Genomic DNA, 25,092 nt, shown 5'->3' with positions numbered 1-25,092 from the left:
ATTACTCCTTCTTAATGTTCTTCAGAAGACATTAACGAGGTGTTCCCGCCAGCAGCTGTGATGTTGTAACTGCGAGAGAACTCATCGTATAACGGTAAAATATCTTGGGTAGTTTGCCAATCATAGCATTTAAAAATAGCTGAGCTGTTTTCAGCTAACCATTGGCGTCGTTCTTTACTTAATTCTGCTAAGTAGATACCTTTTTGGCAGTGGCCTAGTTTAGTATCAACTCGTACGCCCGCTTTACCAGATTTAGCTAATGGATGACTTGGCTCAACTAAAATCGTAAAGCCTTTTGCCAATAGTTTATTGGCAGCTTTTTCTGATGTAGCTAAATCGCCATTTAGAATTGCTACTTCAGAAGGCAAGTAAGCTAAAGAGTTGCGTTCACCAGTAATACTGTCTAAAACAGGTTGTGCATTACCTAGACTGTTTTCATCCCCAAATTGGCTGTAGTAGCGGTCTGTTTTTGTTAAACGTTGCAAATAGAATTCGCCACCGGCTTTCGGGCCTGTACCAGATAAACCATGACCACCAAATGGTTGTACGCCCACAACTGCACCAACAATATTACGGTTAATATAGAAGTTACCGCAGTGGAGGTGTTTTTCAACTAAGTCCATCTGTTTACGGATACGGCTATGGCAACCACCAGTGAGGGCATAACCTTTCGCATTAACTTCATTGAGTACGTTAACTAAGTTCTCTTTTTTATAACGCACGATGTGTAAGATTGGGCCAAACACTTCACGTTGTAATTGGTTAAGATTATCTAAAAGATAGACTGCTGGTGCGACAAAATGACCATTGGTTGGTGCCTCTAATTCGACATAAGCACGAGCGACTTTCCGCATATTCGCTTTATGATTTTCTAGATTTTGTTTCGCTTCTTGATCAATTACAGGGCCAATGTCTGTTGAGAGTAAACGAGGGTCGCCAAGGCTAAATTCGTTAATCGCTTCTGTAATCATTTTATAGTAATGATCTGCGACATCTTCTTGCAATAACAAGATACGTAGTGCAGAACAGCGTTGACCAGCAGAGTCAAATGCAGAGCTTAAAACGTCTGCAACAACTTGTTCTGGTAATGCAGAGGAGTCAGATACTAATACGTTTTGTCCACCAGTTTCAGCGATTAAAACAGGATCGTTATCCGCTTGTGCAATTCGTTTTTCAATCAATTTTGCAACTTCAGTTGAGCCAGTAAACACAACGCCATCAAAAGCTTGTTGTACTAATGCCGCCCCTAAATCGCCTGCCCCAAGCACCAATTGTAATGCCTCTTTTGGTACGCCTGCTTGGTGTAAAAGTTTTACTGCTGCATATGCAATAAGAGAAGTTTGTTCTGCTGGTTTAGCAATTACCGCATTTCCTGCTGCAAGGCTTGCAGCGACTTGTCCAGTAAAGATAGCTAAAGGGAAGTTCCAAGGCGAAATACAGAGAACTTTTCCGCGTGGTGCACCCAAGTGTTGATCTTTTGCGAGATATTCAAGCTGATTTGCATAATATCTGAGAAAATCGACCGCTTCTCGTAGCTCTGCAATTGCATTTGGTAATGTTTTACCAGCTTCAACAATGGCAAGTTTCATCAATAAGCCGAAGTTTTCTTCGTATAAATTGGCGGCTTTTCGTAATACATTTGCTCGTTCAGTTGCGCTTTGTGCTGCCCATGTCTCATTATTTGCCGCGTTAAACACAGCTTGTGCTTCAGTTGGGTTTAAGAAAGCAACTTCTGCTAAGTTCTCTTTCAGATTAGCTGGATTGACCACGGTATGCGCAGCTAAGTTTTCTGCATTAGCCAGCACCGTGAGTGATTGCGCATTTTCGATAGGTGCTTCGTTTAATGCTTGTTCTAATTTAGCTAACTCAAATTCGTTGCTTAAATCAAAACCTGCAGAGTTTCTACGATCATTAAATAGCTCAAGTGGATTGCGTACTAATTTATTCGGTTCACCATTAGATTTCTCATAGAGTTTCCAAGGCGGAATCACTAATTGTTCTACCGGAATATTTTCATCGACCAATTGATGAACAAATGATGAGTTTGCCCCGTTTTCTAATAAACGGCGAACTAAGTAAGCTAATAAGGTCTCGTGTGTGCCTACGGGGGCGTAAACACGGACTTGGCGATTAAAATTCTCTTTGCCAACAATGTTGTCGTATAAGCTTTCACCCATGCCATGTAAGCATTGGAATTCAAATTGTTTGCCTTGACCTAATTCGTGGATCGTACACATGGTTTGTACGTTATGAGTCGCAAATTGAGGGTAGATCACATCTTGAGCAGCAAGTAATTTTTTCGCACAGGCAATATAAGAGATATCGGTATGATTTTTGCGAGTATAAAGCGGGAAACCATCTAAGCCATCCGCTTGCGCCCATTTTACTTCGCTATCCCAATAAGCTCCTTTTACAAGGCGAATCATTAAGTAACCGTCTTTTTCTCGGGCAAGATTGATTAAGTAATCCAACACAAATGGGCAACGTTTAGAGTAGGCTTGAACAACATAGCCAATACCTTTGTAACCTTTGAGTTCTGGCTCATCTAGTAATTTTTCTACTAAATCTAGAGATAGCTCTAAGCGGCTAGCTTCTTCAGCATCAATGTTTACACTGATGTTATATTTTTGGGCGAGTAAGAAAAGTTCTTTTACGCGCGGATAAAGCTCGTCGATAACACGATCATATTTCGCACGCCAATATTTTGGATGGATAGCAGAAAGTTTAACGGAAACACTGTTACCATTATAGATAGTGCGACCTGCAGCATCTTTCCCCACACTTTCAATGGCATGGAGATAATCATTAAAATAACGATCTGCATCCGCTTGGGTCATGGCTGCTTCACCAAGCATATCAAAAGAGAAGGTAAAGCCTTTTTCATAACGAGGTTTAATGTTCGTTAGCGCTTCTTGCATGGTAACGCCAGCTACGAATTGTTTCCCTAAGATTTGCATGGATTTTACAATGAGCGTACGCATAATCGGGGCAGAGAAGCGAGCAAAGCTACGGCTTAACGCATTTGCGAGGCTTTTTTCGTCTAAATTTTCACTAATTTTTTTACCGAAAACTAAGCCATAACTAGCTGCGTTGATAAAAAATGAGTTAGCGTTACCAATGTGAGATTTCCAGTTACCATCACGTAATTTTTCATAAATCAAATCATCGCGGGTTTCTGCATCAGGAATACGTAACAGCGCTTCAGCTAAGCACATTAGTGCGACACCTTCTTCACTGCTTAATGAGAATTCTTGCATTAAGGCATCTGCGCCATATTGTTTTTGTTTAAGATGGCGAAGTTTGTTAATAAGTTTGATCGCATTGTTAGTAATGCGTTTTTCTTGTTCTTGGGTAAAATCTAAGGTTTTAAGCAAGTTATCTACTGCCGTTTTCTCATCTAAGCGATAGTTTTCGGTGATGAGTTGGCGTTCAGGACGGTAGGTTTTAGAAAGTTGGAAGGACATAGTAATCACCCCTTGTTACTTTGTTACAAGATTGTTAATGAACATAAAATCAACAGAGGGAAAAGTAAATGCTTTTTTCTCGAATTTGTGAATCACTTCACAGAATTGTGTGAAAATAATGCAAAATTCACGAAAATACTGAATAAATAGCGATATTTTTTAGTTTTTGAAGAAAATAGAAAAGCAAATTTGAGAAGAATCGCCTGATTCTTCTCAGAAAGATGTTAATAAGATATTACTCGATACCAATAATCTTATGAGTTTGGAGGCTTAACTGCCATTTAGGTTTATTAGCACGAAGATTTAATTGACCTAATTGAGTGATAGTTTCTAATAAATTCATTTTGTCATCATGCCCATTAAGCATATGTGCCGTATCAAAACTGAATTCTTTTGCAATTTTAAACATTTGCTAGTCCTTTTTCTGCTAATTATTCGTAAGCCCTTTTTCTAGCTCAATTGCATGACGTTGTCCGTATTGAAAGGTCATTACTTCGACATTTTCTTTGCCGAATTCTGCGATGGCCTGAAATAGGCAAGTTGTAGAGTCTTGGCCGCCTGAAAAAATCACAAGGACTTTTTTTGGACGTTTTATTGTTGCACTTGTTCCAAGCTATGTTTGATTGCGTCAGGAATTGAGCCACCGTGGTTTTTATTGGGAATGGAAATAAACGCCACGGAATTTCCTTGTTTGGTTAATATTTCCGCCAGTTGATGCGCATTGATTGTTCGCATTTGTTTCCGTTGATTAATACGCTGTAATTGCTCTTCAGTGATATTCGGATCCTGTTCAGGATGTTCTTCGTAAGAGCCTAATGTAATCAGAATATGTGATGGTTTTTGGGTAATCCAAGGTTCATGTTGAGGTAAAAATGAGCCATTTCCCCACCAAAGAGAAGGGCTTGCCAATGTGTAATGTTGAAATAAATCCGGTTGATGGAAGAGCACGTATAATCCAAACAACCCACCAAAAGAATGGCCAAAGAAATATTGTTTTTCCTTATTGATATCAAAATGCTGTTCAATATAAGGCTTTACATCTTCTTGAATAAAACGTAGAAAATCAGCGGCTTTCCCTCCTTTGGCAAATTCAGCTCCTTCTACAGGAAACGTGTAGTCTCTCATTCGTTCCTCAATAACGTAAGCTTTATCAGATACATAACCGATACCGACAATAAGAGGAAGCGGTTTATGAGGATTGACAGCATTCACTGCTATTGGAAATTGTGCATTGCCATCCAACGTGTAAAGTGCGGTCAGTTTTTGCGATGTTTTTGGTGGAACAGCAATAAACAAACGGTAATGTTTGTCTTCAAAGGTAAAATCTTTTTGTTGAATTTGATACATTTTTTTCATGCTTTCTTGAATAGGAGGAATCTTAAAGTCGGGTTCTGCTTGCGTACTTTGCGTAAACATCAGCAGGAAAAATAAAAAGGGTAAACGCAGAAATGAGAACATGGTTATCCGGTCTTAATTTGAGAATGGTTATCACTATATAGGAAAAGTAAAGGTGAAATCAACCGCACTTCATCTTGGCTCCCCAAAACACCCTAAAAATAGGTAGAAATTTTCAATGAATGTTCAAAAATTTGATCTAGTTAACATTTTTTTTCTGGTAATTCCCCTACAATAACCATAGGAAAAATTTTTAAACTTTAATCAAGAGGTGAACTATGACTGACATTAAAAATGTAATTAAAGAACTTGAAGCCATTGGTATTCATGATGTAAAAGAAGTGGTTTATAACCCAAGCTATGAACAACTTTTTGAAGAAGAAACCAAACCTGGCTTAGAAGGCTTTGAAAAAGGTACACTTACCACAACTGGAGCGGTGGCTGTTGATACAGGGATCTTTACCGGTCGTTCGCCGAAAGATAAATACATCGTTTTAGATGATACCACAAAAGATACTGTGTGGTGGACTTCTGATGTGGCGAAAAACGATAACAAACCAATGACTCAAGAAACTTGGTCAAGCTTGAAAGGTCTTGTGACTAAACAACTTTCTGGTAAACGTTTATTCGTGGTTGATGGTTTCTGTGGCGCAAGTGAACAAGACCGTATCGCAGTACGTATCGTGACTGAAGTAGCATGGCAAGCACACTTTGTGAAAAATATGTTCATTCGTCCGACAGAAGAACAATTAAAAACCTTTAAACCTGATTTCGTGGTAATGAATGGTTCTAAATGCACCAACCCGAACTGGAAAGAACAAGGTTTGAACTCTGAAAACTTCGTTGCATTCAACTTAACTGAGCGTATCCAATTAATCGGTGGTACTTGGTACGGCGGTGAAATGAAGAAAGGTATGTTCTCAATGATGAACTACTTCCTACCACTTAAAGGTGTAGGTGCAATGCACTGTTCTGCTAACGTAGGTAAAGACGGTGATGTAGCAATCTTCTTCGGTTTATCAGGTACAGGTAAAACCACCCTTTCCACCGATCCAAAACGTGAATTAATCGGTGACGATGAGCACGGTTGGGATGATGTAGGTATCTTCAACTTCGAAGGTGGTTGCTACGCGAAAACTATCCATCTTTCTGAAGAAAATGAGCCAGATATCTATCGTGCAATCCGTCGCGATGCGTTATTAGAAAACGTAGTGGTTCGTGCTGATGGTTCAGTTGATTTCGATGATGGTTCTAAAACTGAAAATACTCGTGTGTCTTACCCAATTTATCACATTGATAATATTGTTAAACCAGTATCTCGTGCTGGTCACGCAACGAAAGTAATTTTCTTAACTGCGGATGCATTCGGTGTATTACCTCCTGTGTCTAAATTGACACCAGAGCAAACTAAATACTACTTCTTATCTGGTTTCACTGCTAAATTAGCTGGTACAGAGCGTGGCATTACTGAACCAACTCCAACCTTCTCAGCATGTTTCGGTGCGGCGTTCTTAACTCTCCACCCGACACAATATGCTCAAGTGTTAGTTAAACGTATGCAAGCTGCTGGTGCAGAAGCTTACTTAGTTAATACTGGTTGGAACGGTACAGGTAAACGTATCTCAATCAAAGATACTCGTGGTATTATCGATGCAATCCTAGATGGTTCTATCGAAAAAGCAGAAATGGGCAAGTTACCAATCTTTGATTTAGCGATTCCAAAAGCATTACCAGGTGTAGATTCTGCGATCTTAGATCCACGTGATACTTATGCGGACAAAGCACAATGGCAAGCTAAAGCTGAAGATCTTGCAGGTCGTTTCGTGAAAAACTTCGAAAAATATGCGACTAATGCAGAAGGTAAAGCACTTATTGCAGCAGGTCCAAAAGCTTAATTAGATAAACAGCATCTAATTAAACATCTCTAAAAATAACCGCACTTTGGTTTTTAAATCAAAGTGCGGTTTTCTTTATCTTCAATTTTTTATGTGAATGACATCTTTCGATATGGGGGAATAGCAATTAAGCCAATATTACAGGGTTAATACAGAAAGTATTATGCTTTACGATAAATGAAGAACGTCTGTTTAGAGATGATGTATTCTCTGGTCTATTTAGTTAAAACTCCCATAAAAATAACCGCACTTTGATTTGAAAACTAAAGTGCGGTTTTTTTATATTAAGTTTTTGCGAGTTATTCTTTTGCTACGGTAAGAATAGACCAAATATAAGCCAATATAACCAATACCGCAGAAACAGAAAACATTATGCTTATCACATCAACGAAAAAGAAACTTTCCAGAATCGGTTTAGTGAAGATGCGTTCCGCATATCTCGCGACAAAAGTGATGATATAAGCCCATAAAGCCCAGGTGACTATATCTAGTACAAAGCTTTTGGCTTTAATCAGCAAGGGAAGGCTGCTACCTTTATTAATAACCATCAATTGTTGTAAAGTGGCGGTTGCCATTATTTAAACTCCTCTGTCAGGGCTTGTCCATACAGCTAGCTTGGACTTGTTTCTAAAAATCGCTTTTGGGATTCCAACGAGTAAGGTTACTGTATTGAGTAACCAATAAACGTAGGGATACCAAATGCAAGAAATTCCATATTGGATCAATCCTTTTTCATAACGAGAGTCGATGTATAAGCTCAAGAGACACTGTAAGAAGAAGGAAAAAAACATGAGCGAGATATTTGTTTCAAACAATTCCATGTTTTGAATGCCTATACCCAAAGTAATCTTGCGGTATAGTGCAAGCGCAACCAGTGCAACCAATAAGATTGCCCAAGTTGCGGTAACAAAATATTCGGCATACATTGGCCATAGACGGCGGTTTTTCCAGCGCCAGACCTGAGGAAAATATTTGATGATGGTTTCAGCGCCACCTTGCGCCCAGCGTAAACGCTGTTTGTATAAACCATAAAGACGTTCAGGCATTAATACCCAACATAAAGCACGGGGTTCATACATGATGTTGTAACCGGCTGTTTGAATTTTCCAACTGACATCAATGTCTTCCGTGATCATATTGGTGCTCCAGCCACCAATTTCTTCCATCACATCTTTGCGGAATAGACAACATACGCCGGATACGGTGAAAATGGTTCCCATTAGGCTTTGAGCGCGTTTGATTAAACCGATAATGGAACTAAATTCAGACACTTGTAAGCGACCTAAAATCGTACTGCGGTTACGTACGCGTGGGTTGCCTGTAACACCACCATAAGTGCGGTTTAATTCAAGGGATTGCACCATATAGTCGATCGCATCAAAATCTAATACCGCATCGCCATCAATACAGGCTACATATTCTCCTTTAGCGACCAATAAGCCATGGTTTAATGCGCTGGCTTTACCTTGATTTTCTTGATGAAGAGCTACAATTCGCTCATCTTCTTTCGCCCAACGTTCAATAATTTCGCCAGTGTTATCTTTACTCCCATCATTGATAAAGATGAGTTCATAGTTTGGATATCTGAGTTGAAGCAAGTAAGGAATGGCTTCATCTAAGTTGTCGCCTTCGTTATAGCAAGGCACCATAATGCTGACCATAGGAACGCGTTCTTTAGGCATTTGTTGGAAGGTTGGTTGCCCAAGTTTTCCTTCCATAAAAAGGTAATAGCAGAGGCTTGCACTGACCCAATATATTGCCATTCCAGCAGGATACATAAATACGAAGATACTAATTGCCTCTAAGAATTGTTGGTTCATAGTCAATCCTTAAGGTTTTCCCACATTAGTATTTACCGAAAAATACGGTTTCATTTTGTTCAGATCCGGTTGATTAGTTAAAAAGTTATCCGGATAGTAGCCATAGCTATAAATATGATTTTTTTGCAATAGCTTCATCCAATCAATCAACTCGGATTCAGGAATTGGTTTTTGAGTTCGCCAATTCACCGCTTGGAATTCAAACAAGACTTTATCTAATGGTGCTTGAGCTTTCACATTTTCAATGAGAGAGGAAAACCATTGATAGGCTTCTTCTTGTGAAATTGGCTGCTCATTTTCCATATATGGCATCGCCATGATGGCAGTGGTATCGTAATTATCAGTGAGCGTTTTTAAGTTCTGTGCCAACCATTCTTCTGCATTTGGATTGGTGATCACTGATGCATAAAGATTACGAGCTGTTTTAAGAGAATATGAACCACGCAAGAAATAAGGTTTTAACGCATCAGTGAGCTGATGGGTTAATTGGATTAAATCTTGTGTTTTTTGTTTTGCTTGTGGGCTAACCATACCTTCAGCATGATCACCTTCTGCGCCCTCAAAATCGGTTAGGAACACATCATCGTGGAATAAAATGCCATTAAATTTGGCGTAGAATGACAAATCGTTATAAATAGATTTAATGATTTCAACATTCTGTTTGTTATAAGGTGAAAGGCGTAAATAAGCCTTTGTTGAAGGCTTGCCCGTGCGGCTATCAATGACATATTCCGCCTCTTTTACGCCTTTTCGTAAATCAAAGGCGAGTACAGGCATCCAAGCGTAGACTTGTACGCCCGCGCGCGTTTGCAATTGCCAGGCAATTCGGCCAAAAATATCATCTCGTACAGGAAGGTATTTATTTGGAAAATACAAGGCATCCGCTACACCATCCCCATCGGGATCAGAGAATGCTTGAAGATAAACTGTCGTCACACCATAGCGATAGATGCGGTCGATTAACTTATCAAGGTTTTTGGCTTGCTGAGCTTTATCCGCATCATAGACATAATCTAAATCGACATGCAGTACTCGTTGAATTTGTTTGCTTTCATCAATGCCATCAAGATAGTTTTTAACGGTATTTAGATCGGTTTCTGCATTAAGTAATAAGCGTCCAATATGTTTATCGCCAACTTTATTGATGATTTTTTCACCTAATGAGAAGTAGTGTGGCATTCCTGCTTGTCGTGCAAGTTGCACAGCAACATCATTAAATTGTCCATACGGCCACACCATTACACGTGGTTTCTTACCGATATGATTGACTAACGTTTGAACAGAACGAGTGAAATCAGATTTCAATCTGTTTTTGTAGGCATCTTCAGTTTCATATTTTCCATTTTTATATTCAGGTGCAATCACTGAGGGTAATTGACCACCAGATGGGTTGGCATTTATACCGTTATGAAGATTATGAGTATGTGAGGCAACTTCAACGAGCCCACTTTGTTCCATTTCTTTGACTTGCGACCAAGTGGCAAAAACAGAACGATCCAGCATTTTATCGGCATAAGCGATTTTTTGATCTGCCGGCGTATCTAACCAGCCTGTCACTGGCGCAAAAACAGCAGGGTAGTTATAGGCCTTTAATAGAGGGAAGACCACGTTATACATAGTCTCATAGCCATCATCGAAGCTTAGCAACACCGCATTATCAGGTAATGTGCCTTTACCATTTTCAGCATCGATAACTTGCTGCCAACTGATCACGTTGTATCCGTTTTCTTTTAGCCAATTAAAATGGTTAATTAAGGTTTGGGCAGAAATCGTTTGAGGAAAATAATGTTTTTGATTTTCAGCCGCACTTTCATCTACAACAGAGTGATAAGCTAATACGCCATAACGATCTTGCGCAAAGGCAAAAGCCGAAAAAAGGGAAAGCGTGCAAATAATGATTTTTGCAAAATGTTTTAGAGATCTCATAAAGTTATACCGCTTAAGTATTTAATAATAAATAGAGAAGTTTAAATTTCCGAAATTGTTGAATTCAGCATTGCCGTCATAAATATTCTTTTTACGACCAATTTCATAAGACACGCCAAATTTTTTACCAACACGCCATTGATGTCCGTAGCTAATTGACCACATTTTTTCTCGACTGAGTTCAGCCTGTTTATAAGCACCCACACTGGCTTTCAGGTGATGATTTAAGACTAAGCCATAATTAAGTGGTTGGTAGTAACTTAAATCCGCACCAAATTCCAAGCTTGTCGCTTTTGATGGGTTGTAATATTCAGCAGAATCAATGGTTTTATTTTTGCTGTAATCGACTCTGAAATTGTTGGTTAGCGCCCAACGGTCATGTTTAAATGTATTGAGATTCAACCAGAAATTGGCTTCTTTTCTTAAGTTGCCGTCATCAAATTTCATGACGCCACCACCTAGTCCTGCTTGGAAAATATCGGAATAGGAATACGTGGTAGAGAAACCAATATCTTTGGTATACACACCCTTATTGATGGCTTTAACTGGAGTGCCACTACCATTAATATTGGCGTCTAAATTAAATGACCAATGCTGGTTGAGGGTATAATTTGCCTCTGTAGAGAAATAGGCTTTATCATTAAGCTTAATGCCTTTCCCACCTTCCATTTTTACTTGGAGTGGATAGAAATTGAGTTCAGTGCCTACACCGATTCGACGCGAAATAAGACTTTCTTTGTCATAAGGGGAGCGAGTTTCTAAGTAATGAACGTAGAGATCGTGCCCATTTGCTGTTTTAGGTGTGTAAATCGCATAATCTTGACTACTTTCATTGCTATAACTTATTGGTGAGGTGCGATGCTGTAAGCCGACACTCCCTACAATTTTGCCAGAACGTGCTTGTTCATAATGCTTAATAAGGGATTGCGCTGACTGACGTTGTTCTTCATTCATTGCATCAATCGTTTTTGAAACTGTTGGTAAATCATTTTGACTTAAGGCGGTTTCAGCCAGGTTATTACGAGCTTCTTGCTGATCATTTTTACTCAAAAAATAACCGGCTTTTTCCGCCCATAATTTAGCATCATCATAGTTGCCACGATTTCGCTCAAGTTCTGCTTTTTGCAACATCACCCATGGATCACCAGGCGTTTTGTTAAATAGACGATCATCAATAAGTTGCTGAGCTAATTTGCTGTTACCACGCCATAAAGCTAAACGTGCCAAACCAAAATAGCGAGAATCGTAGCCTGGATTCAGAATTTTTGATGTTCGGGTATAGTCATTGATATAAACATTTGAATTCATACGCTCTAAATATTGTTGCGCCAATTCAAATTTGCCCGCATCGCTTGCGGAGAGAGAGAGTTTATGAAGTAAACCATCACTCACAGCGAGTTTATTGGTTAAGGCTTGTTGTTCAATTGCTTGATAAATCGCTAATGCTTTGTGTGGTGAGCCTTTTGCTGCCCAATAATCCCCAAAGGCTTCTTCTAAATACGCAGGCACATTAGATTGAGCCTGTAATGTATTGAAGTCATCTTCTATTTCATCAAATTTATTCAAGCGAACACCCATCACAAAACGATCTTGCAATGCTTGTTGATACAGAGGATGCTCAGGATTAATTTTGCTCAAAAGTGCGGTCAATTCTTCAAATGATTTTTCTTGTTGTGTAGGCGTCGTCGCATTTTTTGAGGAGGTAATCGTCTTACCATGCTCAAACCACATCATATCTTTTTGATTGAATTGATCAGGATAGGCTTTTTGTAGTTTCTCTTGTAATGGTTGAAGGTTGTATTTCGATGCTAAACGATACAACTCTCTCATTAAGGTGATATTTTTCGGATTTTGTTCTAACTGACGTTGCCAACGGCCAAGTTTAGCCATGTCGGGTTCGGTGAAATCAAGCAAATAACTTTCTGCATCAAGATAAGCATTATCTTGTCCAAAATGTTGTTTATAAACATTCAGTGCATTTTTTGCCGCAGTGTAGTCTTTAGTTTCAGTGGAGGCTAATGCGCCACCAAGCCATCCATTTGGATTATCAGGGAATTGCTTTTGCAATTGGGAATAGAATGCAACGGCACGGTCGTATTGTTTTTCATTTCGAGCGGCTTTGCCTAAATTTTCCAGTTCATTTTGGGAAAATTGCGCTGGTGCGCAGCTTTCGCAAAGTGAAAGTGCTTTAGCGGATTGATTCGTCCTCAGATAGAGTGTAATTAAATCATCGCGCACTTTCACATCGTGCGTCCTCTTAAATAAGGCCTCAAGTTTTGGAATAGCTTGATTTAATTGGGCCTCTCCTTGACGAGAGAAAATGATGATATTTTCTCGTTCGGTATCAATAGAGGAATTTTGGGCATAGGCAACCTGTACTACTGAGGTGCTGATACCTACTAATAGCACTGCCTTAAAGACATGGGATAGAGACTTCATATTAACTTCTACTATGTTTAATTATAATTATTTATTGTGGACTCCATATTTATGACAATGTAAGGAAAGTATAAGTTTCGTAAAGTGGTCCGACCTCAAGTTGAGCTATAAAAAGTATTAGTTATGTATAACATCGAGTGTTTTAGGTGAAAAAATAGGCATTTTAGTAAAATAAAACGCCTATTTGATATTTAGAGAAGTGATTGAAAGTTATTTCAAAATAAACATCGGTGTGTTACTGATAGGATCACGATAAATGATGACATCCAAATCAAACACATCCTTCAGCAACTCTTCGGTCATGACCTCATCAGGTGTGCCTTGTGCCATTACGGCACCTTTTTTCATGACGATTAAGTAATCGCAATAGCGGCAGGCTTGGTTGAGATCATGCAATACCGTAATCACGGTTTTTCCGTTTTGTTGCATTTGTCGCATCATGCCCATGAGTTCAGCTTGGCGGTTTAAATCCAGATAAGTAGTGGGCTCATCGAGTAGCACTAATTCAGCATCTTGCGCAAGAGTCATGGCTAAAAATACCCGTTGTTGTTGACCTCCAGATAAATCAGAAACTAACTGTTCGGCGAGTTCGGCAGTTTGTGTTTGTTCCATCGCCCAATTAACCAATTCTTCATCTTTTTGGCTGAGTTTGCCCCAGAGATTTAAGTAAGGCGAACGCCCGTAGGCGATCAATTCCCGCACTTTAATCCCTTCTGGTACTAGGTGTTGCTGCGGGAGAAAAGCCAATTCTTGGGCATATTCTTTAGGGCTTTTTTGCCAAATGTCCTTGCCTTTATGGGTGATTGAGCCTTGCTTTGGCTTAAGCAAGCGAGCCACCGCTTTTAATGTGGTGGACTTACCGCAACCATTTGGGCCGATTAATGCAATCACTTTATTTCTCGGGAATTTTAGCGACAGATTTTTAACCACGAGTTTATCTTGATAACCTAAAGATAAATTATTGATTTCAATGCTCATTATTTAGTTCTCATCAATAAGTAGAAGAAATATGGCGCACCGATAATCGCGGTCAGAATACCCGCTGGTAGTTCAGTTGGTGGGTCAATCACCCGCGCCAAAATATCCGAAAGTTGTAATAAGAGGGCACCAATAATCAAGGCCGCCGGTAATAGAGTGCGATGTCTGCCGCCGACTAAACGACGAGCAAGATGCGGAGCAACTAAGCCTAAAAAGGCAATTGGACCACAAATTGCCACGGCTGTAGTAGAAAGGGCTACCGCTAGCACTAAAACGCTGATTTGCACTTTATTTACGGTCACGCCAAGGGTTGAGGCTTTGTTTTCACCTAAACCAAGGGTGTCGAGATCGCGACAGAAAATAAATGGTAAGGGTAGCAATACTACTAACCATGGCAATACCACATTCAAATAAGACCAGCTACGTCCCCATAGACTGCCGGTAAGCCATAACATAGCCGTGTTGATCTCGACCGGATTGGTAAGCATCAGATAATGACTAATCGCTGCCCATAACGCGGATAGTGCGACCCCAATGATTGCCATTTTGATAGGACGGAAGTTAAAACCGCACACGATCCATAAAATGACAAAAGAGAGCACACCGCCTAAAAAGGCAAAAATTGGCATCCAGTAAAATGCTAAGTTTGGTAAGAACATCAATACCGAAACAGCAACCAACCCTGCCGCATTGTTAATTCCTAAAATATCGGGAGAGGCAAGCGGATTACGCACCACACTTTGCACTAATACACCAGAAATCGCTAAGGCGCCACCCAATAAAATCGCTAACACTGCTCGCGGTAGGCGATATTCCATCAAGGTAAAATAGTTTTTATCGTCAGGCTGAAAGGCCGCCCAAATTTCCTCAAAAGAAAGCGTATAAGTGCCGAGGCGAATACTCAATCCAAAGAGTAGTACCATCAGGCTAAGCGTAATAACATAAAAGCCGATAGCGCGAAAAGATACATGAGAGGTTCGCATTAGTGTCTTCCTCTGGCAAATAATACAAAGACTGGTGCACCAATTAAGGCAAGCACCGCACCAGCAGGCACTTCACTAGGGAAGTTGACCGCACGGGCAATGGTATCTGCAGCGAGCATTAAAATTGCACCGAGTAACATCGCCATGGGAAGCGATTTTCGCAAGTCATAACCAATCCAATAGCGAGCAAGATGGGGCACGAGTAAGCCGATAAAGGCAACAGGGCCAGCAACACTCACGCTTGAACCCACAATCAATAATGCCATGATGTTAGCGTACCAGCGTAAACGGAAGAGATTGATGCCTAACGAACGCGCAGATTCATCGCTTAAATTGAGTAAATTCAAACGACTAGCAAAGAATAGACAGAAAAGTGCGGTCAAAATAAAGAATGGAAATAACGTCAATAATTCATTCCAACGCGCATGCGCAATGCCACCCGCTAGCCAACTCATAATACCAAAGGCATGATCTTCCGCGATAATGAGCACTAATTTCGTGAGGGCGGCACAAAGTAGTGATACCGCAATCCCCGCTAAAATCACTCGGCTACGATCTCCACTGTTGTCTTTCCAACCATTACTGATCAGCATTACCACAAACCAACTCAGACCGCCGCCGATACTGGCCACTAAGGCAATGCTATAACCAGAAAGAATCAAGGGGCTAAACGCACTGGCGGTTACCATGGCAAGACTAGCGCCTGAGTTCACGCTGAGTAGCGTAGGTGAAGCAAGCGGGTTGCGCGTAATGGTTTGTAACAACGCCCCCGCCACCGCAAGATTGGCCCCTAAAATCATGCCAACTAATGCGCGCGGCAGGCGTAAATCGGTTACGGTAATTTTGGCAATTTCATCGCCATCGGGGAGGAACGCTTGTAACGCTGCAAGCGGTCGAATTTCGATGGGATAATACAAAAACAGGCTTCCCCATAATAGGAAAGCCAGAATGATAAGGGGAAGTCCCCAACGGAAAGTGGACTTCATCATTATTTTTGTTTCACGAAACCTTCAATTTGTTTTGCCATAATTTTGCTTGCTTCTAAGCCGCGACCACGCGCCCACATGTCCGAGTCAACGCTGTAAACATGGTTTGCTTTGACGGCAGGAATGGCTTTCCAAAGTGGCTCAGCTTCCCATTTGCGGGCAATACTTTCATCACGATAATGGGCGATGAACAAGTATTCCGGTTTTTCCATTACTAATTGTTCAAGGTTGATTTCTACGAAAGCTTGATCACTATTGAGTTTAGTTGGGGCAAAACCTAATGTCGTTAAGAAACTACCCACATAGCCATTGTCATTTTGGATATTAAATTTATCTTCTCGGGAAGTACCAAATGAGGCTTTTTTGCCTTGCACACCTAAATTTTTTGCGATGTTGGCAATGTAATCATTATGTTCATTGATTTTTGCTTTCATTTCGCTACTTTTACCGACTAAATCACCAATTTTTTGCGCGGTTTCAAGATTTTCTTGATAACTTTCATGACGAGAATCGAACATCACCGTTGGCGCGATTTTTTTCAATTCTTCAAATACTGCAGTATGGCGAGATGGATCAGCAATAATTAAATCGGGTTTGAGAGAAGCAATCACTTCAAGACTCGGTTGAGAACGCGTGCCAACGGATTGCCATGCAGCAATTTTTTCGCGCACTTGCGGCAAAATACGATCGATTTTGTTATCGTCAGCCACACCCACTGGGCTTACACCGACTTGGGCTAAAGCATCCACAAAAGAATATTCCAATGCCACAACACGGCTTGGGGTTTTATCAAGGGTAAATTCACCTTTCGCATCTTTAACCGTCACTGCACTAGCAAATGCGGATACCATTAATAATGCAGAAGCTAAAGTGGTTTTGAATAATTTTTTCATATTGTGTCCTCAATAATAAAAAGCATTAGGATTATACATTCAAACAATGTTATTGGGAATAGTTATATTTTAGCTATTTGGTCGGATTTCTCTATTTTGCCCGCATTCTAGCAAGCAAGCTGACAGCGATAATGATGACTAATGAACCAATCCAGAAATTTAGGCTTGGTACGTTATCCCAGAAGAGCCAGTCACAGATGCTGGAGAAAATTACGCCAGTAAAAGCAAAAGGCGTAATGACATTGGCAGGGGCGTATTTAAAGGCACGAGTGAGTAATAATTGGAAAATAAGTCCGAATCCGCCTACTAAAAGTAACAGCGTAAACCCATGCAGTGTTGGCATTTTCCACTGTGCAATGAAAAAGAGCGGCAACAAAATCGAGCCTAATAAGTGAAAGTAAAACACGATATTTTTAGGTGAATTGTGTTTATTGAGTTCTTGTAAACTGATAAACGCCATCGCAGCCAAGACAGCAGCACCTAAGGCATAGCCTACATGGATAGGGTTGATATTCATTGAGCCGTTGGTCAGCATAATGATGGACACACCGACAAACCCCATAAAACTGCAAGCTAATACTTTTAATGGTGTTCTGACTTTAAAGAAAAACAGCAATAAAGGCACAAAAAGTGCGGACGTATTCATCAATAAAATTGCAATGGAAATCGGTAAATATTTAATGGCGTAGAAGGTTAGCAACATACTGGCAATGCCGGCGAGGTTGCGCAAAACGAGAAATTTCCATTGCGACATATCGACTTTGAAATCTCCATCTTTAATTAAAAAGGGGAGGAGAAACACAAAACCAATAAAGAAACGGGAAAATAAAATTTCACTGGACGGTAATTCATCAGAGGCGTATTTTACAAATACACCCATTAAGGCAATGCTGATGTAAGCTAACACCATACAAACAACAGCTTTTTGATAATTATTGCGGAGATGTATGTTTGGCATAAAGGTTCCTTGCACAAAGTGCGGTAAAAAAATTGCCTTATTTTGTAAGAAAATGGTTTTGTCTTCGTCTAATGAAATGTAGTTGAAGATTTTTCTATAATAAGGAAAGAAAATGAAATATACAAAAACATTTCTCATATTGACCGCACTTTTTGGCGGTTTGCAAAGTAGTTTAACGTATGCTGATAATCCAACCTCATCAAAGGAGCAAAAAATGACAATGGAAAGCAAACAAGAACAACGTATTATTTATCTTGCTGGTGGCTGCTTTTGGGGATTAGAAGCTTATATGGAACGCATTCAAGGCGTGACTGATGCGGTTTCGGGCTATGCTAATGGAAAAGGTGATACCACGAACTATCAATTATTGCATGCGACAGATCATGCTGAAACCGTGAAAGTCACTTACGATCCAAATAAAATTTCGCTAGATAAATTATTGCAATATTATTTCCGCGTTATCGATCCAACCAGTATTAATAAGCAAGGTAATGATCGTGGCAGACAATATCGAACCGGCATTTATTATCAAAATGAACAAGATAAAGCGGTTATTGAGGCAGCATTGAAAACCTTACAAAGTAAATATCAGGCACCGATTCAAATTGAAGTAGAACCGCTGAAAAATTATGTGGAGGCGGAAGAGTATCATCAGGATTATCTCAAGAAAAATCCGAATGGCTATTGCCATATCGACATCAAAAAAGCCGATGAGCCATTAATTGATGATAAAAAATATCCCAAACCTAGTGATGCAGAATTAAAGCAAAAACTGACCGCACTTCAATATGATGTGACGCAAGGCAAACATACCGAACGCTCTTTTAGTAACGAATATTGGGATAATTTCGCGCCGGGTATTTATGTGGATATCACCACGGGAGAACCGTTATTTTCTTCTAAAGATAAATTTGAATCGGGTTGCGGCTGGCCAAGCTTTACTAAACCGATTGCCGCTGAAGTGGCGGAGTATCAAAGAGACAATAGCTTTAATATGACTCGCATTGAGGTGTTAAGTCGCAGTGGTCATGCCCATTTAGGCCATGTGTTTGATGATGGTCCACGCGATAAAGGTGGCTTGCGTTACTGCATCAACAGCGCATCGATCAAGTTTATTCCATTAGATGAAATGGAAAAACAAGGTTATGGTGATTTGATTCCTTTTGTGAAATAAGAGGGCAAAATGAGAAAAATATTGACCGCACTTTTAGTGTTTTTGAGTCCATTGAGTTTTGCACAAGAAAAGGTGTCTTTGGCTGATGTTCCCTTGAAAACGTTGGATAATCAAACCGTCTCTTTATCACAATATCAAGGCAAACCGCTTTATATCAAAATGTGGGCATCTTGGTGTCCAATTTGCTTGGCAGGTTTAGCGGAAATTGACGATCTCAGTGCTGAAAAGAATCTTGATTTTAATGTGGTTACGATTGCCTCACCAGGACAAAAGAACGAACAAAATAGCCAAAAATTTATCAATTGGTATAAAGGCTTGGACTATAAAAATATCACCGTATTATTGGATGAAAAGGGTGAAATCATTAAACGAGCCAATGTATTAGGCTATCCATTTAATTTGCTATTAGATAAGGATTTAAACCTTATCAAAGCACAACCAGGACATTTGAATTCAGATCAAATTAAACAATTTGTGAAGGAATAAAAAAGTGCGGTCATTTTTGACCGCACTTTTAATATTGGCTTGATTATGCAAATGCCTGTAATTCAGGATTGATTGGGGTTTCAGCAATGTTGTTCACATAGTTACATAATGTGGCGAGGCTGACACCTAAAATCACATCAATAGCATTTTCTTGGGTATAACCTGCATCAAAGAATGCTTTAAGCTGCGCTTCCGTTAATTTTGCTTTTTGTAAAATAACAGCAAGGGTGAAACGTGCTAAAGTATCCAGTTTTTTATCACTTTCAATACGAGCTGTCGCACGAATTTGGTTTACAAGCTCTTCTTCAAGTTTTAGCACTTTTAACGCGATCTTCGTGTGGCCAGCTACACAGAAACCACATCCATTGACTACAGCCGCGGTAATTTGCACCACTTCGCGTTCTGTTGCCGTTAGGCTATTACGACCATTAATGCCGCCCACTGTGCGATAAGTTTCAAGTGCAGTAGGGGCATTCGCAAGAACACCAATTAAATTTGGAATAAACCCATTGGCATTTTGTACGGCTTTTAAAGCTTCTTGTGCCGCTTCAGGGGCTGATTCAATGGTGTGAATTTTAAATTGAGACATAAACTACTCCTAAGTGATAAATCATAAATTTCCGCTTGATAATACCTTTCTAACTTAAGTAAGAAAAAGAAGAAAAGCTTATTTCATATAGCTAAAAGTTATGATTATTCTTGGGTAAACCAATCTTCTGTTTTTGTATTTACGTCAAATACTTGCCCTAACAATGGCGTAAGTGTATTTACGCCCAGTGTTCTTGCCATTGGTATGCTTTTAAGTACAGGCTCATTCCATGTATGTAAGGCCAGCGGATAAGCTCCCCAGTGAATGGGCATAAATCTTGTTGGTTGTAGTTTTGCCGCAAGTTGTGCGGTTTGCTCAGGGAAAAGATGGTTATTGGGCCATCTTTCGTCATATTGTCCGTTCTCGATAAACGCAATATCAATTTTGCCAACACGGCTGGCAATTTCATCAAAATGTTTGCCTTGGGCGGAATCACCATGGAAGTAAAAACGTTCTTCATTTTGACCGCGCTGATGCTCTATTAAAAAGCCAGACCACAATGCTTTGTTCTGATCAAACAAATTACGGCTAGAATCATGTCTTGCGGGTAATGCGGTATATTTTACACCATTGCGTTCAGTGCTTTGCCACCAGTCTAATTCAGTAATTCTAGCTGCATCTATTCCCCATTTTTGTAATATCACGCCCATTCCTAAAGAAACCACAAAATGACTTTGCGTTTTCATTAATTTTTCGATGCTTTCTTGTTCAAGGTGATCGTAATGGCTATGTGAAAGCAACACGACATCTACAGGTGGTAATTCTTCAATTTCTGCCACGGGTGGTTGAAAACGGTGCATCATTATTGGCACTGGAGACGCACTATTTCCAAAAAGCGGATCGGTAATAATGGTTTGATTGCCAATGCGCATAAGTAGCGTCGAATGTCCAAACCACATAAAGCGACTCTGTTCAGTTGGTGCTAAAAACTCAGTCCAATTTGGTTTGACTGTTGGCAACGGTTTTTTCGGGTGAAAATCTTTTTCATGAAATGTCATTTCCCAAAGCGCACTTGCAACATTTGTTGGTGCGCGTTGAGGTTCTGCATTATAGAAAGTTTGTGTATCAGGATCATAATGATCACTCTTCGGATATACCGGATAAGTTGGCAGATAAAACCAATAGCTGACAAATGCGGCAATTCCCGCAAGAGTAATGAGTTTCTTTGTATGTCTCATCTTTAAAGGATATTTTCCAAATATAAATTTGGCAGCATTATACCTTTAAATGTGTTTTGACGACAGACAGTAATCTCTCCAACTCTTTTTTGCCTTTTTCGGAAAGGACTTTGTTGTCGCGCAACATTTGGGTGGCTCGCGCTTCAATAAAACGGAGGTAATCGCTGTTTTGGGTTTCTTGGAATTGCTTTTCGGCTAACTGCATTTCGGTGAAATCTTTATTGGTTTGAGCAATCAGCATTTTTTGACCGATTAACACAATCAGCGCCGCAATTAATGCGATGACGGCACCGTAGCCGTTAGTGGGATAATAAAGAATGCCCGCCAGAACAAAAAGTGCGGTCACTAAATTGGATGAATTTTTGATATAGCCTTCAGCCGGTGGTGGCTTGATGAGATCTTTCAGGTTCATAGGATTTATATGTCATGCTAAAAAATTTGCCTTCCCTCAAGCGAAAGAGGGAAGGCAATATCATAATGTATTAGGCTAACACACCAAAATGATAGCCTAAAATACCCACGCCGAATAAGGCGAAGATGATGTACATGGCGTTGATTTTTTTACGTAATAAATACATACATAAGAAAGTTAAACCTAACGCCGCAAGGCCAGGGAGAAGATCGTTTAACACGCTTTGTACGGTGGTCACTACTTCTTCGCCCATTTGGTTTTTATAGCGGGAAAGTTCTAATGGAATGTTGATACTCGTCCATTTCGATACCAGTGAGCCCATGACAAAGAGACCGAGGATAGACGCCCCCTGAGTCAATTTTTGTAAGCGGCCGCCGCCCATATCGTTAACGATGGTGGTACCTTTTTCATAGCCATATTTAAAGCCATACCAACGGGTTAAGCCGCGGCAAAGGTTGATACCGATGAAGAAAAGTAATGGCCCTAAAAGGCTACCGGTAATGGCTAAACCTGCACCAAGTGCGGCCAATACAGGACGTAATGTTCCCCAGAAAATTGGGTCACCCACACCGGCTAATGGGCCCATTAAACCGACTTTCACCCCGCTGATTGCTGAGTCATCAATATCGTTACCGTTCGCACGTTCTTGTTCCATCGCCGCAGTAACACCAATGATAGATGATGCGACCCAAGGTTGGGTGTTGAAGAATTCTAAGTGGCGTTTTAATGCCGCTGCTTGATCTTCTTTTTTGCTGTAAAGACGTTTAATGGCTGGGATCATCGATACACAGAAACCCATTGCTTGCATACGTTCAAAGTTGAAGGAACCTAGCAAGAAAGTTGAACGCCAGTAAGTGCTACGAATATCGCCTTTTGTTAATGATTTTTTAGTTTGTTCAGTCATAATTTCTTCCTTATAGTCCTTCAAGTTCATCGTCAGCTAATTCACGTTTTGCAACTGCTTGTGGTGCAGTAGATTGATGGAAACGTGGGTTTAATTGAATGTAAATCATCGCTAAGCATGTGCCTAAAATACCGAGACCGACAAGGTTGTAATTGGTGAAAGAGGCGATTACGAAGCCTAGGAAGAAGAATGGCATTAATGCGCCTGCACGCATCATGTTGATTACCATTGCATAACCGACGACTACGATAAAGCCACCGGCGATTTGTAAACCACGAGTGACCACTTCTGGAATCGCGTTCAATGCTTCAGTCACCGTATCTGTACCTGCTACTAAGGCAACGAAGAAGGTTGGAATTGCCACACGTAACGCTTGTAATGCAAGACCGCTGAAGTGACAGAATTCAATACCGCGGAAGTTCGCTTTTGCGGCAAAATCATCGGCTTTGTGTTGAAGGAAGATGGTTAAAGTACGTACGAAGATGGTTAATACTTGACCTGCCGCGGCTACCGGAATCGCAATCGCTAATGCGCTCCCTTTATCTTGGCCGCCTTTGATGACGAGGATCGTTGCAATCACACTGGCTAATGCCGCATCCGGTGCCATTGCCGCACCGACGTTCATCCAGCCTAATGCCACTAATTCAAGGGTACCACCGACAATAATACCGGTTTCTAAATCACCTAATACTAAGCCGATTAGGGTACAAGCAACTAAAGGACGATGAGTTTGACGTTCGTCCAATACACTACCCATACCGCAAATAGCGGCAACGAGCGTGACTAAAATAATTTCCATTGTTGTCATAATGAATTGTCCTCGTAATTAAAATTGAATCGCATCAAGCTCTTTGTGTGTGAGCATTGATTTCGGGCTGCTCGCCACTTGTTGTAAGCTTAATTCCACGCCTTTATCTAAAAGCTGTTTAAATGCCGCCACATCAGTTGGATTGACAGCAACTGCTTGGGAAAGCATTTTGTCGCCTTCACGGAACGTCATACCGCCCACGTTGACTTTATCAATTTTCACACCGCCTTCGATTAAGCGCACGATATCTGTTGGATTAGTCACTAACCAAAGAATGTTTTTTCCCGCATATTTCGGGTTGTGATACACCTTAATGGCTTTTTCCACAGGAATCACATAAGCTTTCAAATGTTCAGGGGCGATTTGAAGTAATAAATCACGACGAAGCGCATCATTCGCCACATCATCATTTATCGCAAAAATCGCTTCACATTTCACTGCTTTCGCCCAAGAGGTTGCCACTTGACCGTGGATTAAACGGCTATCAATACGCAATAAGGAAATGTTCATATTGCCAGAAAGTGCGGTTGGATTTGGAGCGGTTTTTGGTGCTTCAGCTGGTTTAGCGGCTAGCGTTGGAGCAGGCTTGCTTTCTTTAGGTTGACGGAAGGATTTCACAGCAGCGACCCCGACTTCTTTCGCGGTTTCTACCAATTCATCTAAGCTGGCGCCATCTTTGGCATCAAGCACTTCTAGCAACATCGGTAGATTAATGCCGGTAACGATATCGGTATTATCCCTTTCACTGGCCACTCGGCTTGCCGCGTTGTATGGGCTGCCACCAAATAAATCGACCAGAAAGAGCACCGGTTCATTTTCAGGCAGTGTGGCAATAATCGCATTGTATTTCTCGATTAAATGCTCACCGCCTTCACCCGGTAAGAAAGTCACGACATGGCAGTTTTCATCTTCGCCATACACCATAGCGGCGGAATTGACGATTTCTTCAGAAAACTTACCGTGCGTTGCAACGATAATGTGGGTCATGGATATTCCTCCCATTGAGTTGATAAAATCAGTCTATTTTGCTTTCAATACGCATTACGCAAACGATTGCTCCGAATGGAGTTTAGTGTATGGATTTGAAGATTAGCGTCAAATAAAGAATAGTCAAATAGTGATCGAGATCAAATAAACAGGTAAGATGACTTACAACTTTTGAGGTATTTGTGAATGAAGTACAACGTGCGGTTGATTTTGGGACGATTTTTGCCGAATAGAAAGCATTTCACGGCAAATTAGAAAAGGTTAAAATAAACCAAATTTTATGTTGGGAGTTTCGATGTTTTTTGTTTATCTCATCGTCGCTTTAGCGGCAGGCGTAGCACTCGCGACGCAATCAGCGATTAATACGCAATTAGCAAAAGCCATGAGTGGCGAAGCGGTGATTGCTACCTTTATTTCTTTTGCGGTAGGCACGATTTTTCTCTTTTTTATCGCATTGGCTAAAACTGATTTATGGAGCAATCTATCCACAATTCCATCACAACCTTGGTGGAAATTAATTGGAGGGGTACTCGGCGCAGTTGTTGTGTTCACAACCGTTTTGCTTGCACCTAAATTGGGGATTACTGCGATGTTATTTTTTATCATCGTTGGACAATTAATTACGGCAACAACTATCGATCATTTTGGTCTTATTGGTATGCCGATCCGAGAAGTAAATATCACGAAACTCATCGGATTAATTATTGTCGCCTTTGGATTAGTGTTTTATTTCTTTGGGGATAAGTTGGTTGAGCTATTTGGAGCGAGATAGGATAGAATACGCCTCTATTTATTGATTAATCGCGTAATTGGGGAA

21 protein-coding genes and 2 pseudogenes are annotated in these 25,092 nt (G+C 40.4%); 4 read left to right on the top strand and 19 right to left on the bottom strand.

Annotated elements, in window-relative coordinates; genetic code table 11:
* Positions 1-11: 11 nt before the first annotated feature.
* The 4 genes and pseudogenes from putA to INQ00_RS01735 all read right to left on the bottom strand — a co-directional run bounded on the left by putA (position 12) and on the right by INQ00_RS01735 (position 4,880).
* Positions 12-3,464, bottom strand: a complete 3,453-nt coding sequence (putA, locus tag INQ00_RS01750; RefSeq protein ID WP_197547115.1) for a bifunctional proline dehydrogenase/L-glutamate gamma-semialdehyde dehydrogenase PutA — start codon at positions 3,462-3,464, stop codon at positions 12-14.
* A 235-nt stretch (positions 3,465-3,699) separates the two neighbouring features.
* A pseudogene (locus INQ00_RS01745) lies at positions 3,700-3,816 on the bottom strand (radical SAM protein); the annotation flags it as partial.
* A 93-nt stretch (positions 3,817-3,909) separates the two neighbouring features.
* Positions 3,910-4,059, bottom strand: a pseudogene (locus tag INQ00_RS01740) (7-cyano-7-deazaguanine synthase); the annotation flags it as partial.
* Complete coding sequence (locus INQ00_RS01735) at positions 4,056-4,880, bottom strand: alpha/beta hydrolase (protein ID WP_197547114.1); 825 nt, start codon at positions 4,878-4,880, stop codon at positions 4,056-4,058. The gene INQ00_RS01735 and the pseudogene INQ00_RS01740, both read right to left, overlap by 4 nt.
* 257 nt (positions 4,881-5,137) lie before the next feature.
* Here INQ00_RS01735 and pckA point away from each other — a divergent pair, with 257 nt between their 5' ends.
* A complete protein-coding gene (gene pckA / locus INQ00_RS01730) occupies positions 5,138-6,754 on the top strand; it encodes a phosphoenolpyruvate carboxykinase (ATP) (protein ID WP_197547113.1) in 1,617 nt (538 codons plus the stop codon).
* 299 nt (positions 6,755-7,053) lie between these two features.
* Here pckA and INQ00_RS01725 read toward each other — a convergent pair whose 3' ends face one another.
* The 9 genes from INQ00_RS01725 to INQ00_RS01685 form a co-directional block, all read right to left on the bottom strand.
* Positions 7,054-7,329 carry an HmsD gene (locus tag INQ00_RS01725; protein ID WP_178161704.1) on the bottom strand — a complete coding sequence of 92 codons (276 nt, stop codon included), beginning with the start codon at positions 7,327-7,329 and terminating at the stop codon, positions 7,054-7,056.
* A 3-nt stretch (positions 7,330-7,332) separates the two neighbouring features.
* Positions 7,333-8,574, bottom strand: coding sequence for a poly-beta-1,6-N-acetyl-D-glucosamine synthase (gene pgaC / locus INQ00_RS01720; protein ID WP_197547112.1), 1,242 nt, complete (start codon positions 8,572-8,574; stop codon positions 7,333-7,335).
* 9 nt (positions 8,575-8,583) lie between these two features.
* Positions 8,584-10,500 carry a poly-beta-1,6-N-acetyl-D-glucosamine N-deacetylase PgaB gene (gene pgaB, locus INQ00_RS01715; protein WP_197547111.1) on the bottom strand — a complete coding sequence of 639 codons (1,917 nt, stop codon included), beginning with the start codon at positions 10,498-10,500 and terminating at the stop codon, positions 8,584-8,586.
* A gap of 21 nt (positions 10,501-10,521) precedes the next feature.
* Positions 10,522-12,939: a poly-beta-1,6 N-acetyl-D-glucosamine export porin PgaA gene (gene pgaA, locus INQ00_RS01710; RefSeq protein WP_197547110.1), complete on the bottom strand. Its 2,418-nt coding sequence runs from the start codon at positions 12,937-12,939 to the stop codon at positions 10,522-10,524.
* A gap of 210 nt (positions 12,940-13,149) precedes the next feature.
* Positions 13,150-13,917: a Fe(3+) dicitrate ABC transporter ATP-binding protein FecE gene (gene fecE / locus INQ00_RS01705; protein WP_197547109.1), complete on the bottom strand. Its 768-nt coding sequence runs from the start codon at positions 13,915-13,917 to the stop codon at positions 13,150-13,152.
* Entirely contained in the window at positions 13,917-14,900 is a 984-nt protein-coding gene (fecD, locus tag INQ00_RS01700; RefSeq protein ID WP_048953924.1) for a Fe(3+) dicitrate ABC transporter permease subunit FecD, read from the bottom strand. Before fecD ends, fecE begins: the two co-directional genes overlap by 1 nt.
* On the bottom strand, positions 14,900-15,889 hold the full coding sequence (gene fecC, locus INQ00_RS01695) for an iron-dicitrate ABC transporter permease FecC (protein WP_005695169.1): 990 nt from the start codon (positions 15,887-15,889) through the stop codon (positions 14,900-14,902). Before fecC ends, fecD begins: the two co-directional genes overlap by 1 nt.
* Positions 15,889-16,779, bottom strand: a complete 891-nt coding sequence (locus tag INQ00_RS01690) for a Fe(3+) dicitrate ABC transporter substrate-binding protein (RefSeq protein ID WP_014064285.1) — start codon at positions 16,777-16,779, stop codon at positions 15,889-15,891. Before INQ00_RS01690 ends, fecC begins: the two co-directional genes overlap by 1 nt.
* 91 nt (positions 16,780-16,870) lie before the next feature.
* Positions 16,871-17,737 carry a DMT family transporter gene (locus tag INQ00_RS01685; RefSeq protein ID WP_197542497.1) on the bottom strand — a complete coding sequence of 289 codons (867 nt, stop codon included), beginning with the start codon at positions 17,735-17,737 and terminating at the stop codon, positions 16,871-16,873.
* Between the two features lie 112 nt (positions 17,738-17,849).
* Between INQ00_RS01685 and msrAB the strand changes: the two genes are divergently transcribed.
* Together msrAB and INQ00_RS01675 are read left to right on the top strand one after the other, a co-directional pair.
* Positions 17,850-18,911, top strand: a complete 1,062-nt coding sequence (gene msrAB / locus INQ00_RS01680; RefSeq protein WP_197547108.1) for a bifunctional peptide-methionine (S)-S-oxide reductase MsrA/peptide-methionine (R)-S-oxide reductase MsrB — start codon at positions 17,850-17,852, stop codon at positions 18,909-18,911.
* A gap of 9 nt (positions 18,912-18,920) precedes the next feature.
* Positions 18,921-19,397, top strand: a complete 477-nt coding sequence (locus INQ00_RS01675) for a redoxin family protein (protein ID WP_197547107.1) — start codon at positions 18,921-18,923, stop codon at positions 19,395-19,397.
* Positions 19,398-19,440: 43 nt separating this feature from the next.
* Here INQ00_RS01675 and INQ00_RS01670 read toward each other — a convergent pair whose 3' ends face one another.
* From INQ00_RS01670 to INQ00_RS01645, 6 genes are all read right to left on the bottom strand, one after another.
* Positions 19,441-19,986, bottom strand: a complete 546-nt coding sequence (locus INQ00_RS01670; RefSeq protein ID WP_005695174.1) for a carboxymuconolactone decarboxylase family protein — start codon at positions 19,984-19,986, stop codon at positions 19,441-19,443.
* A 104-nt stretch (positions 19,987-20,090) separates the two neighbouring features.
* Positions 20,091-21,164 (bottom strand): MBL fold metallo-hydrolase, encoded by a 1,074-nt coding sequence (locus INQ00_RS01665; RefSeq protein WP_197547106.1) that lies wholly within the window; start codon positions 21,162-21,164, stop codon positions 20,091-20,093.
* A 37-nt stretch (positions 21,165-21,201) separates the two neighbouring features.
* Complete coding sequence (locus INQ00_RS01660) at positions 21,202-21,576, bottom strand: hypothetical protein (RefSeq protein ID WP_197547105.1); 375 nt, start codon at positions 21,574-21,576, stop codon at positions 21,202-21,204.
* Positions 21,577-21,646: 70 nt separating this feature from the next.
* Complete coding sequence (manZ, locus tag INQ00_RS01655) at positions 21,647-22,480, bottom strand: PTS mannose transporter subunit IID (RefSeq protein WP_014064279.1); 834 nt, start codon at positions 22,478-22,480, stop codon at positions 21,647-21,649.
* A gap of 10 nt (positions 22,481-22,490) precedes the next feature.
* Complete coding sequence (locus INQ00_RS01650) at positions 22,491-23,288, bottom strand: PTS mannose/fructose/sorbose transporter subunit IIC (RefSeq protein WP_005695178.1); 798 nt, start codon at positions 23,286-23,288, stop codon at positions 22,491-22,493.
* A gap of 18 nt (positions 23,289-23,306) precedes the next feature.
* Entirely contained in the window at positions 23,307-24,275 is a 969-nt protein-coding gene (locus tag INQ00_RS01645; RefSeq protein WP_197547104.1) for a mannose/fructose/sorbose PTS transporter subunit IIB, read from the bottom strand.
* 295 nt (positions 24,276-24,570) lie between these two features.
* Between INQ00_RS01645 and INQ00_RS01640 the strand changes: the two genes are divergently transcribed.
* Positions 24,571-25,047 (top strand): DMT family transporter, encoded by a 477-nt coding sequence (locus tag INQ00_RS01640; RefSeq protein ID WP_197547103.1) that lies wholly within the window; start codon positions 24,571-24,573, stop codon positions 25,045-25,047.
* Positions 25,048-25,092: the final 45 nt, after the last annotated feature.

Source organism: Haemophilus parainfluenzae (genome assembly GCF_014931275.1).
Taxonomy (GTDB): Bacteria; Pseudomonadota; Gammaproteobacteria; order Enterobacterales; family Pasteurellaceae; genus Haemophilus_D.
The sequence above is the reverse complement of the archived record's forward strand: the minus strand, read 5'-3'. Positions and strand labels throughout refer to the sequence as shown.

What these genes read in the sequence shown, in the direction of transcription:
- putA (WP_197547115.1), bottom strand. Translation starts at nt 3,464, where the DNA reads ATGTCCTTCCAACTTTCTAAAACCTACCGTCCTGAACGCCAACTCATC.
- INQ00_RS01735 (WP_197547114.1), bottom strand. Translation starts at nt 4,880, where the DNA reads ATGTTTACGCAAAGTACGCAAGCAGAACCCGACTTTAAGATTCCTCCT.
- pckA (WP_197547113.1), top strand. Translation starts at nt 5,138, where the DNA reads ATGACTGACATTAAAAATGTAATTAAAGAACTTGAAGCCATTGGTATT.
- INQ00_RS01725 (WP_178161704.1), bottom strand. Translation starts at nt 7,329, where the DNA reads ATGGCAACCGCCACTTTACAACAATTGATGGTTATTAATAAAGGTAGC.
- pgaC (WP_197547112.1), bottom strand. Translation starts at nt 8,574, where the DNA reads ATGAACCAACAATTCTTAGAGGCAATTAGTATCTTCGTATTTATGTAT.
- pgaB (WP_197547111.1), bottom strand. Translation starts at nt 10,500, where the DNA reads ATGAGATCTCTAAAACATTTTGCAAAAATCATTATTTGCACGCTTTCC.
- pgaA (WP_197547110.1), bottom strand. Translation starts at nt 12,939, where the DNA reads ATGAAGTCTCTATCCCATGTCTTTAAGGCAGTGCTATTAGTAGGTATC.
- fecE (WP_197547109.1), bottom strand. Translation starts at nt 13,917, where the DNA reads ATGAGCATTGAAATCAATAATTTATCTTTAGGTTATCAAGATAAACTC.
- fecD (WP_048953924.1), bottom strand. Translation starts at nt 14,900, where the DNA reads ATGCGAACCTCTCATGTATCTTTTCGCGCTATCGGCTTTTATGTTATT.
- fecC (WP_005695169.1), bottom strand. Translation starts at nt 15,889, where the DNA reads ATGATGAAGTCCACTTTCCGTTGGGGACTTCCCCTTATCATTCTGGCT.
- INQ00_RS01690 (WP_014064285.1), bottom strand. Translation starts at nt 16,779, where the DNA reads ATGAAAAAATTATTCAAAACCACTTTAGCTTCTGCATTATTAATGGTA.
- INQ00_RS01685 (WP_197542497.1), bottom strand. Translation starts at nt 17,737, where the DNA reads ATGCCAAACATACATCTCCGCAATAATTATCAAAAAGCTGTTGTTTGT.
- msrAB (WP_197547108.1), top strand. Translation starts at nt 17,850, where the DNA reads ATGAAATATACAAAAACATTTCTCATATTGACCGCACTTTTTGGCGGT.
- INQ00_RS01675 (WP_197547107.1), top strand. Translation starts at nt 18,921, where the DNA reads ATGAGAAAAATATTGACCGCACTTTTAGTGTTTTTGAGTCCATTGAGT.
- INQ00_RS01670 (WP_005695174.1), bottom strand. Translation starts at nt 19,986, where the DNA reads ATGTCTCAATTTAAAATTCACACCATTGAATCAGCCCCTGAAGCGGCA.
- INQ00_RS01665 (WP_197547106.1), bottom strand. Translation starts at nt 21,164, where the DNA reads ATGAGACATACAAAGAAACTCATTACTCTTGCGGGAATTGCCGCATTT.
- INQ00_RS01660 (WP_197547105.1), bottom strand. Translation starts at nt 21,576, where the DNA reads ATGAACCTGAAAGATCTCATCAAGCCACCACCGGCTGAAGGCTATATC.
- manZ (WP_014064279.1), bottom strand. Translation starts at nt 22,480, where the DNA reads ATGACTGAACAAACTAAAAAATCATTAACAAAAGGCGATATTCGTAGC.
- INQ00_RS01650 (WP_005695178.1), bottom strand. Translation starts at nt 23,288, where the DNA reads ATGACAACAATGGAAATTATTTTAGTCACGCTCGTTGCCGCTATTTGC.
- INQ00_RS01645 (WP_197547104.1), bottom strand. Translation starts at nt 24,275, where the DNA reads ATGACCCACATTATCGTTGCAACGCACGGTAAGTTTTCTGAAGAAATC.
- INQ00_RS01640 (WP_197547103.1), top strand. Translation starts at nt 24,571, where the DNA reads ATGTTTTTTGTTTATCTCATCGTCGCTTTAGCGGCAGGCGTAGCACTC.